Source organism: Fundidesulfovibrio sp. (assembly GCF_058402725.1).
In genome coordinates, this window is the sequence record NZ_JBZVFJ010000108.1 from 1,707 (window position 1) to 13,251 (window position 11,545).

The window sequence follows — 11,545 nt, forward strand, 5'->3', positions numbered from 1 at the left end:
CTGGGGCGAGGCGCGGTCCAGGAGCTGGGTGACCACTGCGCCCATGTCCTTGCTGGCGTAGTTGGAGGTCGCCTCGCGGTTGATGCCCTCCATGACGATCTTGCGGTTCATGCGGTTGAGGTTGCGCGTGCAGCGGTCTTCCACGTCTTCGAAGTCGTGGAAGATGTCGTCGAGGATGCCCGCCACCTTGATGAGCTTGCGGTTCTGCTCCTTGAAGAGCGTGAAGAATTTGACTTCCTTGGGGAAGAGGGTGAAACCCATGGAGTCTCCGTGGTTTGGTTAGTGGGTTTTGGGGGCGTCGTGGAGCGCTTCGGCCTGGGGCGAGGCGCGGTCCAGGAGCTGGGTGACCACTGCGCCCATGTCCTTGCTGCGCTTGAGGATGGTGCCGAGCATGGCGCGGCCCTGTTCGGGGTCTTCCGGCGGTGAGTCGATGAGCGTGGCCGCGTAGCCCTGGATGCTGGTGAGGGGCGTGCGCAGCTGGTGCGAGGCGTCGATGACGAACTCGCGCAGGATGCGCTCGGCGTTCTTCATCGAGGAGACGTCGTGCAGCACCAGGATCAGGCGGCGTTGGCCCTTGGCCGTGGCGTAGGGGGCCAGATCGGCGTCGGCGAAGTGCCCGTCGCCCAGGTCCGCCAGGAGGCGGCGCGCCGAGGGGGCGGCCTTGGCCAGCTCCTCGCGCGCGGCCTCGTGCACGTCCAGGCCCAGGCCCGCCTCCAGCACGTGGCGACCCGTGAGGTCGGCTTCGGGGCGCCCCAGCAGCGCGCCCAGGCCCCGGTTGTGGGCCAGGATCACGCCGTTCTGGTCCAGCACGGCCACGGCGTCGGTCATCTTGGCCAGCACGGCCTCGTACTGGGCCTGGGTGTCGTGGAGGCTGCGTCCCTGCCTGCGGGCGCGCTTGGCCAGCGTGTTGATGGAATCCACCAGGGGCTTGAACTCCGAGCCGGGGCAGACCCGGATCTTGCCGTCGGGGGCGTCGGCCTCCCGGCCCAGTTCGTCCACCACCTGGCTGAACTCGCGCAGCTTGCCCTGGGTGCTGCGCACCACGAAGAGGGCCAGGCCCGCCGCGCACAGGGCCATGGCGGCCACCACGGCCAGGAAGCGGCTGCGCGCCTCGGAGAGCAGGCTCTCCACCGACGAATAGGGCGCGGCGATGCGCAGCACCCCGTCGGGCAGCCCGGTCAGGCCCTCGCAGCGCCGGGCCATGTAGAGCATCCTGGTCTGGAGGGTGGAGCTGAAGCGCGTTGCCTTGCCGAAGCCCTCCGCCAGGGCCTGCACGATCTCGGGGCGGGTGGAGTGATCCTCCATCTTCTCGGCCTCCGAGGCCGAGAGCCCGGATTCGGCCAGCACCCTGCCCCCGGCCACGTAGGTGACGCGCACGCCCAGGCGGCGGGACAGCTCCGCCGCATAGGCGCGGAACTGTTCCGACCCGGAGTAGGGGGCCTTCTGGCTCACGAGCCAGAGGGCCACGTCCAGGGTGTTGGCCTCGCGGGCCTCGAACTCGCGCACGAGGTCGGCGTCGGCCTTGTAGGTGGTCTGGTAGAAGATGAACACCGCCGCGCCGGCCAGGAGCGCCAGGGCCGCCAGCAGGAGCCGGGCGAAATAGGAGCGGTTTTCCACGGTGGGCCTCCGTGCTGGGCTTGGCGTTACGGATTCGCGCGGGCGGCCCGGCGGCCGCCACGGAAACGTCACGCGATCGTAACGCCGGAGGGCGCTCCATACCAGGAAGAAGTGCGGGTGAAAAGCCCGGCTCAGCAGGGCGCAACACCAGCTCCAGCCGAAATTCCACAGATGGCCCTCACTGAAGCATGGCTTGATTCCGCAGGAATCCTGGCTTACGGACTCTGTGGTAAGGAATGCCTGGGGCGTATCCGCGAGGCTGTCCGCTCCGCACACTGAAAGCACAAAAAAGCAATGATCACCTCTGTCGAAGCTCTGCACTTCCGGTGCCTGAAGTACATCCGCCAGGATATTGGGCAGTATCAAATCCTAGTGGGGCCTAACGCCAGCGGGAAGACGACGTTTCTCGATGCAATCGTATTTGTCCGGAACACAATCACGGACGGCCTCGACAAGGCGATCACCGAGATATCACCGAACGTGCATGATTTGTTCTGGAACAAGACCGGTGGACGATTTGAAGTCGCCCTGGAGCTTGCACTTCCCGCAAGCATCAGAAACAACTTGGCGGGCGTTGCGCCCTCGGATGCGGGGGAGTCCCCGAACACCGGCTCTGCTTGTCCCTACGACACGATTCGCTATGAACTGGCCGTTGGCCTGAATGACGCCAAGGAAGCAGTGATCCTCGCGGAGCGGGCTATGCTGAAAAATGTGGCTCCCGGCGATGGAACATTGCGCGAATCCTTTCCTGACGACATGCCCCATTCACCTGCTGTTGGACGGAGCGACGAGAAAGACACCAAGGTGATTTTTGTTCGGCTCAATGCCGAGGTCGATCAATACTACCCGGAAAGGAGCCCGCTGGAAGCCCAATTCAGATCGTATTCCAGGTCTGGACAGAACCGCTCGTCCATTCGCAGGGTCCTCTACGACGAAGAGAATCGTTTTCCGGCCACCTCGTGGTTTTTCACCTATCTCGAAGGCGGCGTCCAGAAGTTCATCCTCAACAGTCTCGCCATCCGCAAACCATCGCCTCCTGGGCAGGTGCAGCAGTTCAAGCCGGACGGATCGAATCTCCCGTGGGTGCTCGAAAATCTCAAGCTCAAGCATCCGGATCAATATGCGGACTGGATCGCGCACATCCAGACGGCGCTCCCGGACATTGATGCGGTCAATACGGTCCTTCGGGAGGAAGACTACCACCGCTACATCACCATCAAATACAACAGCGGAGTGGAAGTCCCCTCGTGGATGGTGTCGGACGGGACCCTGCGGCTTCTGGCCCTGACGATTCCTGCCTATCTGCCGGACTTCCAGGGCCTGTATCTGATCGAGGAACCCGAAAACGGCATCCACCCCAAAGCCATGGAAACCATCACCCAGTCGCTCTCCTCGGTCTACGACGCGCAGGTCCTGGTGGCCACGCACTCCCCGGTGGTCCTGAGCCTGACGGACCCGAGGCAGGTCCTGTGTTTTGCTAAAACGCCGGACGGAGCCACGGACATCGTCCTCGGAACCGAACATCCCATGCTGCGCAACTGGCAGGGACGCGAGGATCTCGGCACGCTGTTCGCCGCCGGGGTGCTGGGATAGATGTCCCCATCCAAAGACCTGCTCGTCCTTGCGGCCGACAAGGACATCCATTTGACTCTCGAGTCCCTGCTGCGCAGGCACGCCGAGATTGGAATCCGCTCAATCAAGCCGGACATCTTCGTCCACCCGCATCACGATCCGGGCTGTCGAAATCATGCCCAGGACTTTCTGCGTGGATACATCACGCATTACAGCTACGCGCTCGTCGTCTTCGACCATGAGGGAGCGGGACGGGAACAGGACGCCGCGAAGGATGTCGAGAGCGAGGTGGAGAAATTCCTCGCCAGGAACGGCTGGCCCGGCCGGGCGGCAGCCATTGTCCTGGAACCGGAACTGGAAAGCTGGGTCTGGAGCGGATCGCCCATCGTCGCCCAGGCATTGGGATGGGATGCTCCCGAGTCGCTGCACACTCATCTCGCGGAGCGCGGCTTCGCGTTCGACAGGCGGGGCAAACCCGTGCGCCCGAAAGAGGCCCTGGATCACGTGCTGAGGGAAAGACGCAAAGCCCGCTCCGCGTCGCTCTTCGGGCGACTGGCCGCTCAGGTCGATTTCAGCGTCTGCGGGGACAGGGCATTCGCCAAACTGCTCGCCACCTTGCGACAGTGGTTTCCTCCCTGCTGATTCCCGTCACCCCCACCACCCCTCGAAGCGCTCCAGCACCTTGTCGCGCAGGGCCTGCAGGTCCGCACGGTCGGCCTCCAGCACCAGTTCGGCCTGCGGGTCCTCCTCGAAGGGCACGTCCACGCCGATCACCTGGCCCAGGCCGGGGAAGTCCCTGCCCGTCACCTTGCGCGCCATGGCCTTGGCGTAGAGCCCGGCCATCACGCGCCCCTCGGGCCGCGCGGCCTCGCGGGCCATGGCCGTGGCCGGGCGGCAGCGCAGGTGCACCTCGGCGAAGCGCCCGATGCGCTCGCGCGCCGCGCGGCGCATGGCCAGTTTCGGGCCGCTGGCGTCCAGGAGCACCAGTCGGCCCCGGGCGGCAAGGTTCACGGCTTCCTCAACGAAGAGGGCGTAGGCCCGCTCGCGCTCCTCATCGGTATAGGCGAGCCGGGGGGTGTAGACCTTTCGCCGGACATCCATCTGGAGAAGTTCCGTCTCCACGCCGCGCTCCGCCAGGGCCTCGCGCACGGCCAGGGCCAGGGTGGACTTGCCCGAGCCCGGCAGCCCCGTGAACCAGAGGGCCGCGCCGGCCTGGGCCGGAAGAGGCCCCTGCGGCTCCCGGGCCTCGCGCCGGGGCTCGTCCTCGCGTGCAGTGATCGAGTTTCTCGTCATGACAGATACTTGTTTATGCCTCGCCAGTCGAAGCGTTCGTCTTCCAGGACGCGCTCCATGAAGCGCAAAAGCCCCGCGCGCACGGGTTCGGGGTGTCGGGGGTACCACTGGGGCGAGGCGATCACCAGGCCACGGAACACGTAGAAGGGCGCGATGACCTCCAGGATCTCCTCGTCGCCGGTGCGCTCCAGGTAGGTCTCCCAGAAGGCCGTGTGCAGGCGCTCGAAGTCCCCCTCCAGGCGCGGCGCGCCGGTCTGGCTGCTGAGGCCGAAGAGCACGAAATTGAGGCTCATGGTGGCCACGTCGTCGGCGGGCTCCCCGAATTCGCCCCGGCTGCGGTCCAGCACGGCGAAGTCCGGCGCGCCGCCCGCGCCGCGCACCAGCACGTTCCAGGGATGGAAGTCGCCGTGCACCACGCTCAGGCGGTGGGCGTAGCGCCTGAGCTTCCAGCGCCAGTCCACCACGCGGCGCTCCAGGGCCTGGAAACGCTCGGGCGGGAAGAGGGGCCAGGGGTGCGGGTAGGCGTCCACCAGGCCCATGATGCACTCCGAAGCCCCGAGGAGGTCGCGCACGCGGCGCAGGTAGAGGTCGGCGTCGGAGGCCTTTTCGGCGTGGATCTCGGCCAGCCAGGCGGCGAAGCTCCGGGCCATCTCCAGGTCGGCCTCGCGCGCGCCCTCGCTGCCCACGCGCTCCAGGTCCAGGTAGTAGTCGCGGCCCTCCACGAACTCGGTGAGGAGGAAGAACTCCTTGGGCTGGGAGACGGCGTGCATGCGGTCCTGGGCGTCGAAGTAGCCCAGGCCCAGGGACCGGACGTGGCGCGGCAGGCGCGCGGCGGTCTCGTGCTGGAACATGAGGATGGCGGCGCGGTCCCAGTAGTACTGGTGGCCGTACTTGTCGCCGCGCATCACCGAGAGCACGGCGGAGCGCCGCTTTCCGGCGGCGGTGAACTCGATGCGCAGGGGCTTGCCGTAGCCGAAATCCTTCATGCCCTGCGCGCCTGGCTGGCCGATCTCGCCCAGCCAGGTGATGCGGGAGTCCTCGCCGAACAACTGGCGCAGGTAGGCCTGGATGCCCGCCGAACTCATGCGCAGGGGGGTCTTTTCCTCGGTGCCGGTCCGCATGGGTGGCCTCCGTGTCGCGCCGGGGGGCGCGGGCCGCGCGAGAGACGCCGCGCGGCCCGCGCGGGCTTATTCGGGCTTGCCGAAGTTCTCTTCGTAGCGCGCCCAGAACGCGTCCTGGGTGAAGGCGTGCTCCTGGGTGCCGTGCTGTTCCACGCAGTAGGCGGCGCACACCGCGCCCATGCGGGCGGCCACGGGCAGGGGCCTGCCCTGGGCCAGGCCGCGCAGCAGGCCCGCGCGGAAGGAGTCGCCCGCGCCGGTGGGGTCGGCCACCTTGGCCGCCCGCGCGGCCGGGACCGCCGTCTCCTGGCCCTTCTCATTGATCAGGCAGCCCTGCTCGCCCAGGGTGGTGATGAGCGTGCCCACCCGGTGCAGGAGCATCTCCTTGCTGAGCCCGGTGGCCTTGAGGATCAGCTCCAGCTCGTAGTCGTTGGTGATGAGGTAGTCCGCGCCGGTGAGCATCTCCTGGAGCTCCTCGCCCGAGAAGGCCGTGATGTTCTGGCCGGGGTCGAAGAAGAAGGGGATGCCCAGTTCCTTGAACCTGGCGCTGTAGTGCTTCATGTCCGAGAGGCAGCCGGGGGCCACGATGCCCAGGGTCCGGGCGGGGTCGAGCCCGTCGGGAGCGAAGCCCGCGGGGGTGCGCATGGCCCCGGGGTTGAAGGCGGTGATCTGGTTGTCGGCCTGGTCGGTGGTGATGTAGGCCCCGGCGGTGAAGTCGTCGGGCACGCGCCTGATGCCCTGCATGGTCAGGCCGTGCTTGGCCAGCCAGGAGGCGTAGGGCTCGAAGTCCTTGCCCACCGAGGAGACGATGGTGGGGCTGTCGCCCAGAAGGCTCAGGGAGTAGGCGATGTTGCCGGCCGTGCCGCCGAACTTCTCCTGCAGGCCCTCCAGCACGAAGCACACCGAGAGCACGTGCAGTTTGTCGGGCAGGATGTGGTCGGAGAAGCGGCCGGGGAAGGACATGATCCGGTCGTAGGCCAGCGACCCGAAGACGAGGATGCGCATCAAGGCTCCTTGAGAGGTTGCGGACCGGTCTCGGCGGCGATCCAGTCCAGGAAAGCGGGGTTGCCGGCCGCCACCGGCAGGGCCACGACGCAGGGGACCTCGTAGGAGTGCAGCTCCCGGACCCGCTCCGCCGCGCGCTGGGCCAGATCCGCCCGCGTCTTGGCCACGAAGAGGGCCTCGGGCTCGTCTTGCACCTTGCCCTCCCACCAGTAGAGGGAGCGCACGCCGTCCAGCACGTTGGCGCAGGCCGCCAGGCGCTCCTCCACCAGGGCGCGCGCGATGCGCAGGGCCTCGTCGCGGTTCCCCGCGGTGACGTAAAGGGCCACGAACTCCACGGCTACTCGCACACGGGCTTGGCCCCCGCGGGCTGGGCGGCCAGCCACTCGGCCAGGGCGGGCCGCTGGGCCTGGGCCACCTGCGCGCCCTTGGAGGCCATGCGCTCCACGGTGGACTGCCAGGCGCCCTTGTCCTTGCCGCCAAGCGCCGCGCACACCTTCTTGACGCTGTGGCACTTGCCGCAGGCCTCCAGGACGGTCTTGCCGGGGTCCTGGGCCAGGGCGGGGAGGGCCAGAATCAGCACGAGGGCCAGTGCGGCCGGGACGGTACGTGTCATAGCTGGGTCTCCTTGAAAAGGGGTGTCTTGGTCCGTTCATACACAAGGCGGCCGATTTTGCAACGCGGGGGCCTTGCCCGCCGGGCGCGCCCTGGCTAGAAGAGGGCATGCCCCGCCGGGAGACCCTCCTCGCCTGCTACGACGCCATGCTCGCCGCCCACGGCCACCGGGCCTGGTGGCCCGCGCGCACGCCCTTCGAGGTGTGCGTGGGGGCCGTGCTCACCCAGAACACCTCCTGGAAGGGCGTGGAAAAGGCCATCGAGAACCTGGACGCCGCCGGGGCCCTCGCCCCCCGCGTCCTGCGCGACCTGGACCCGGCCCGCGTGGAGGCGCTCATCCGTCCGGCGGGCCATTTTCGGGTGAAGACGCGCAGGCTCGCCAACCTCCTGGAATACCTCGATACAGCCTGCGGCTTCGACTTCGACGCCCTGGCCGCGCGTCCCCTGGACGCCGTGCGCGGGGAGCTCCTGGAAGTCAAGGGCGTCGGGCCTGAGACGGCCGACTGCATCCTGTGCTACGCCCTGGGCATGCCGAGCTTCGTGGTGGACGCCTACACCCGGCGCATCCTCTCGCGCCACGGGCTGGTCCCCGAGGACATCGACTACCACGAGCTGCGCGACTATTTCATGGACGTGCTCGACCCCGACACGGCCCTCTTCAACGACTTCCACGCCCAGCTGGTGCGCGTGGGCAACCTCTACTGCAAGGCACGGTCCCCCCGGTGCGACGTCTGTCCCCTTTCCTTTCTGCTCTGATCCTGGCCCTGGCGCTGGCGGCCCCCTCCATGGCCCGCCCGCCCCAGACCCCGGAACCCACTCCCGCCGAGCGCGCCCAGTCCGCCGAGGTGGAGAAGACCTGGGGCAACATCTCCTTTCTCCAGCAGCGCCTGGCCAGCCAGAAGGCCCGCCTGGCCGCCCTGGACGAGGAGGCCCGCCGCCTGGACCGCGAACGCAAGGCCATGGAGGAGGTGATCGAGGCCCTGGGGCGGCGCATCACCGGGATGCTCCCCGGGCTGTGGCAGATGGACGTGCGCCTCAAGGGCATCCTGGACGCCACCGTGGCCCCCTGGGACGAGGCCGACCGGGGCCTCTCCTGGATGGGCGCGGTCTACGCCCAGGCCCGGCGCGACATGGCCGAGTTCAAGGACCGCAACGTGGAGCTGGCCGCCACCCTCACGCGCATCACCCGCCTGGCCCCCGAGACCCAGGCCCTGGCCGCCCAGTCCGAGAAGACCAAGGACTCGCTGCTGGCCGAACGCCTGAACCTGCTGCGCGAACTCGCCGCCCCGCGCCACGAGAAGCTCGCCCCGCGCGAACAGCTTGAACGCGTGATCGAACAGGCCAGCCTCGCCGAATTCGACCCCCAAGGCGCGCGCGAGAACCCCTTCACGCCGGACGGCCTGGTCAGTTCGCCCGCGCAGGGGCGCGTCAGCTCCACCTTCGCTCCCGAGGCCAACCCGCCCCGCGCGGGCGTGGGCGTGTCCACCCCGGCGGGCGAGAAGGTGCGCGCCGTGCACCCCGGGCGCGTGGCCTTCGCGGGCGAGATCAAGGGCCTGGGGCGCGTCGCCGTGGTCGAGCACGGGCGCGACACCCGCAGCGTCTACACGGGCTTGTCCTCCCTGGACGTGAAGCCGGGGCAGGACGTGGCCCAGGGGGATGTCCTGGGGCAGGCTGGCGAGGCCCCCTCGGGAGGCCCCGGCATGTCTTTTGAATTGCGTTTTGGGTTGAAACCCATTAACCCCAGCCGATGGTTTCCGGCCAGCTGAACCGCTGACCGGACCCCGCGCTTTTCCACGCTGGCGGCCACCCCCTACCGGGCGGCTGCGGGAGGCTCGTCCATGTCCCGACTGAACAAGGCCCTTACCGCCTTTCTCCTGGCCGCGATTCTCTGCTGTGCGGGCCTCGCCCTGGCGCAGCAGCAGCAACAGCAGGAGGACCGCTTCGGCCCCCTCAAGCGCTTCAGCCAGGTGCTCGACCTGGTGGAAACCAACTACGTCAAGGACGTGACCCGAAAAGACCTCATCGACGGGGCCATAGTGGGCATGCTCCAGCAGCTGGACCCGCACTCCACCTTCCTCACCAAGGAAGACTTCAAGGAAATGCAGGTCTCCACCTCCGGCGAGTTCTCGGGCATCGGCATCGAGATCAGCGTGGAGAACGGCCGCATCACCGTCATCTCCCCCATCGACGACACCCCCGCCGACAAGGCCGGGCTGCGCGCTGGCGACGTGATCGTGGAGATCGAAGGACAGACCACCCAGGACATGACCCTCATGGACGCCGTGCAGCGCATCCGCGGCCCCAAGGGCAAGCCCGTGAGCCTCACCGTGGTGCACAAGGGCTCCAACAAGCCAGAAAAACTGCGCATCGTGCGCGAGGCCATCCCCATCGTCTCCGTGAAGACCACAGAGATCGAGCCCGGCTATCTTCTCGTGCGCATCACCCGCTTCAACGAGAACACCACCAACGAGCTCAAGGAAGCCGTCAAGAACGCCACCAAGGAGCGCTCCCTCCTGGGCCTCATCCTCGACCTGCGCAACAATCCCGGCGGGCTCCTCGATCAGGCCGTGAGCGTCTCAGACTTCTTCCTCACCAAGGGGCGCATCGTCACCATCAAGGGACGCCGCGACGAACAGCGCAAGGACTTCGAATCCAAGAAGGACGGCGCCGAACCCTCCGTGCCCGTCACCGTGCTCATCAACGCGGGCTCCGCCTCGGCCTCCGAGATCGTGGCCGGCGCGCTCCAGGACAACCGCCGCGCCCTGCTCGTGGGCGACAAGACCTTCGGGAAGGGCTCCGTCCAGACCGTCATCCCCCTCTCCGACGGCTCCGGCGTCAAGCTCACCACCGCCCTCTACTACACGCCCAGCGGCCGCTCCATCCAGGCCGAGGGCATCGAGCCCGACTTCAAGGTTCCCCTCCAGGAACCCGACAAGGAGAAGGATCTCTTCGCACAGGGCCATCAGGTCCGCGAGCGCGACCTCTCCAGGCACCTGGACAACCTCTCGCGCAAGAAGAAGTCCGCCGAAAGCGGCGACCCCAAGCTCAAGATCAAGGAGCTCATGGAGCGCGACAACCAGCTCAAGCTGGCCCTGGAACTCCTCAAGTACGCCCCGGTGGCCTCGGCCGGAAACTGACGTGCCCCCCAGACGCCCCGGCAACCAGACGAACCGGCGGCGCGCAGCGAACCCCAAGCGCGGCCGGGTCAGCACCCCGGCCGCGCTTGTTTTCATCGCGGGCGTGGCCGCCTCGCTGATCATCCTCTTCTTTGTCTACGCCTTCTACATGCTCCCGGCGAAGCAGGAGGCCTCCAAGCCCGCCCCCGCCAAACCGGCGCAGACCGAAAAGGCCGCCGCAGCGCAGCAGCCCGAACAAACGCCCTCCGCTCCGGCAACGCCCGGGCAACCCCGCCTCGTCATCGTCATCGACGACCTGGGGCAGAGCCTCGAACCCGCGCGCGACCTCCTGGACCTGGCCCTGCCCCTCACCTTCTCCATCCTCCCCAACCTGCCCGCCACCACCGAAACCGACGAACTGGCCGCTAAGGTCGGCATGGAGGTCATCCTCCACCAGCCCATGGAAGCCGCCTCCCAGCCCCGCGAAGTGCACGGAACGCTCAAGCCCTCCATGAGCGTCCCTGAGGTGGCCGCCACCCTGGCCGCGCACCTCGCGCAACTCCCCCATGCCGCCGGCGTCAGCAACCACACCGGCTCCAGGGCCACCGAAGACACCGTGCTCATGGCCGCCGTCATGACCGCTCTCAAGGACAGGAAACTCTTCTTCCTCGATTCCCTTACAACCCCCAAGAGCGCCGCACAGGCCCAGGCTGCACGCCTGAACGTCCCCTTCCTGGCCCGCAACGTCTTCCTCGATGCCGAACGCGGGCAGCAGGCCGCGCTGCTCCAGCTGGCCCAGGCCGAGAAGGAAGCCAAAGCCAAGGGCCGCGCCATCGCCATCGGTCACCCCTATCCGGAAACCATTGCCGCCCTTTCCACCTGGAGCATCCGGCGCGACAAGAGCGTGAAGCTCGTCACGCTGGGAAGCCTCCTCAAGGCCAACTAGTGTCGCGATTTTGAGAAACAACTGTTTTTCAGAATGATTATCGATGGTATTGGCTGATTGTCTTGACAATCCGTAGGGTCGAATTCTGATCACGCAACACTAGGCGTACAGTCCGCCACAGGGCGCGTCCGCGAACTGCTGGAGCGTTGGAGGCGGTCGCCCATCCCGGACACGCAGTTGCTTCGCGCGGTTGCCCGGTGCGCCCGTGGCAGGAGGGGCGGTCGGCGGAGGTGCCTCCGGCGGGGGGAAGGGGGGTGGCTCCCCCC

Annotated in this window: 12 protein-coding genes and 1 pseudogene; 6 read left to right on the forward strand and 7 right to left on the reverse strand. The window is 67.6% G+C overall.

Going from position 1 to position 11,545, the window contains the following annotated elements; translation table 11 throughout:
• Nucleotides 1-261, reverse strand: a pseudogene (locus ACV4UX_RS13565) (hypothetical protein); the annotation flags it as partial.
• Between the two features lie 18 nt (nucleotides 262-279).
• Complete coding sequence (locus ACV4UX_RS13570) at nucleotides 280-1,617, reverse strand: histidine kinase dimerization/phospho-acceptor domain-containing protein (protein ID WP_491593814.1); 1,338 nt, start codon at nucleotides 1,615-1,617, stop codon at nucleotides 280-282.
• A 294-nt stretch (nucleotides 1,618-1,911) separates the two neighbouring features.
• Here ACV4UX_RS13570 and mads3 point away from each other — a divergent pair, with 294 nt between their 5' ends.
• Both mads3 and mads4 read left to right on the forward strand, forming a co-directional pair.
• Entirely contained in the window at nucleotides 1,912-3,210 is a 1,299-nt protein-coding gene (gene mads3, locus ACV4UX_RS13575) for a methylation-associated defense system AAA family ATPase MAD3 (RefSeq protein ID WP_491593815.1), read from the forward strand.
• Nucleotides 3,211-3,831 (forward strand): methylation-associated defense system protein MAD4, encoded by a 621-nt coding sequence (mads4, locus tag ACV4UX_RS13580; protein ID WP_491593816.1) that lies wholly within the window; start codon nucleotides 3,211-3,213, stop codon nucleotides 3,829-3,831.
• Nucleotides 3,832-3,837: 6 nt separating this feature from the next.
• On the opposite strand, the gene ACV4UX_RS13585 is transcribed toward mads4, so the two are convergent.
• The 5 genes from ACV4UX_RS13585 to ACV4UX_RS13605 form a co-directional block, all read right to left on the reverse strand.
• Nucleotides 3,838-4,482: an adenylyl-sulfate kinase gene (locus tag ACV4UX_RS13585; protein ID WP_491593817.1), complete on the reverse strand. Its 645-nt coding sequence runs from the start codon at nucleotides 4,480-4,482 to the stop codon at nucleotides 3,838-3,840.
• Complete coding sequence (locus tag ACV4UX_RS13590) at nucleotides 4,479-5,603, reverse strand: phosphotransferase family protein (protein WP_491593818.1); 1,125 nt, start codon at nucleotides 5,601-5,603, stop codon at nucleotides 4,479-4,481. Before ACV4UX_RS13590 ends, ACV4UX_RS13585 begins: the two co-directional genes overlap by 4 nt.
• Before the next feature lie 66 nt (nucleotides 5,604-5,669).
• Nucleotides 5,670-6,605 carry a carbohydrate kinase family protein gene (locus ACV4UX_RS13595; RefSeq protein WP_491593819.1) on the reverse strand — a complete coding sequence of 312 codons (936 nt, stop codon included), beginning with the start codon at nucleotides 6,603-6,605 and terminating at the stop codon, nucleotides 5,670-5,672.
• Entirely contained in the window at nucleotides 6,605-6,952 is a 348-nt protein-coding gene (gene cutA / locus ACV4UX_RS13600) for a divalent-cation tolerance protein CutA (protein ID WP_491593820.1), read from the reverse strand. The genes ACV4UX_RS13595 and cutA overlap by 1 nt, the downstream gene beginning before the upstream one ends.
• Complete coding sequence (locus tag ACV4UX_RS13605) at nucleotides 6,943-7,218, reverse strand: hypothetical protein (protein ID WP_491593821.1); 276 nt, start codon at nucleotides 7,216-7,218, stop codon at nucleotides 6,943-6,945. Before ACV4UX_RS13605 ends, cutA begins: the two co-directional genes overlap by 10 nt.
• A gap of 107 nt (nucleotides 7,219-7,325) precedes the next feature.
• Between ACV4UX_RS13605 and ACV4UX_RS13610 the strand changes: the two genes are divergently transcribed.
• The 4 genes from ACV4UX_RS13610 to ACV4UX_RS13625 all read left to right on the forward strand — a co-directional run bounded on the left by ACV4UX_RS13610 (nucleotide 7,326) and on the right by ACV4UX_RS13625 (nucleotide 11,279).
• On the forward strand, nucleotides 7,326-7,973 hold the full coding sequence (locus tag ACV4UX_RS13610; RefSeq protein WP_491593822.1) for an endonuclease III domain-containing protein: 648 nt from the start codon (nucleotides 7,326-7,328) through the stop codon (nucleotides 7,971-7,973).
• Entirely contained in the window at nucleotides 7,940-8,983 is a 1,044-nt protein-coding gene (locus ACV4UX_RS13615) for a murein hydrolase activator EnvC family protein (RefSeq protein WP_491593823.1), read from the forward strand. Before ACV4UX_RS13610 ends, ACV4UX_RS13615 begins: the two co-directional genes overlap by 34 nt.
• A gap of 72 nt (nucleotides 8,984-9,055) precedes the next feature.
• Nucleotides 9,056-10,354, forward strand: a complete 1,299-nt coding sequence (locus ACV4UX_RS13620; protein ID WP_491593824.1) for a S41 family peptidase — start codon at nucleotides 9,056-9,058, stop codon at nucleotides 10,352-10,354.
• A 1-nt stretch (nucleotide 10,355) separates the two neighbouring features.
• Nucleotides 10,356-11,279, forward strand: coding sequence for a divergent polysaccharide deacetylase family protein (locus tag ACV4UX_RS13625; RefSeq protein WP_491593825.1), 924 nt, complete (start codon nucleotides 10,356-10,358; stop codon nucleotides 11,277-11,279).
• The last annotated feature ends 266 nt before the right edge of the window (nucleotides 11,280-11,545 follow it).

What these genes read in the sequence shown, in the direction of transcription:
- mads3 (WP_491593815.1), top strand. Translation starts at nt 1,912, where the DNA reads ATGATCACCTCTGTCGAAGCTCTGCACTTCCGGTGCCTGAAGTACATC.
- mads4 (WP_491593816.1), top strand. Translation starts at nt 3,211, where the DNA reads ATGTCCCCATCCAAAGACCTGCTCGTCCTTGCGGCCGACAAGGACATC.
- ACV4UX_RS13585 (WP_491593817.1), bottom strand. Translation starts at nt 4,482, where the DNA reads ATGACGAGAAACTCGATCACTGCACGCGAGGACGAGCCCCGGCGCGAG.
- ACV4UX_RS13590 (WP_491593818.1), bottom strand. Translation starts at nt 5,603, where the DNA reads ATGCGGACCGGCACCGAGGAAAAGACCCCCCTGCGCATGAGTTCGGCG.
- ACV4UX_RS13595 (WP_491593819.1), bottom strand. Translation starts at nt 6,605, where the DNA reads ATGCGCATCCTCGTCTTCGGGTCGCTGGCCTACGACCGGATCATGTCC.
- ACV4UX_RS13605 (WP_491593821.1), bottom strand. Translation starts at nt 7,218, where the DNA reads ATGACACGTACCGTCCCGGCCGCACTGGCCCTCGTGCTGATTCTGGCC.
- ACV4UX_RS13610 (WP_491593822.1), top strand. Translation starts at nt 7,326, where the DNA reads ATGCCCCGCCGGGAGACCCTCCTCGCCTGCTACGACGCCATGCTCGCC.
- ACV4UX_RS13620 (WP_491593824.1), top strand. Translation starts at nt 9,056, where the DNA reads ATGTCCCGACTGAACAAGGCCCTTACCGCCTTTCTCCTGGCCGCGATT.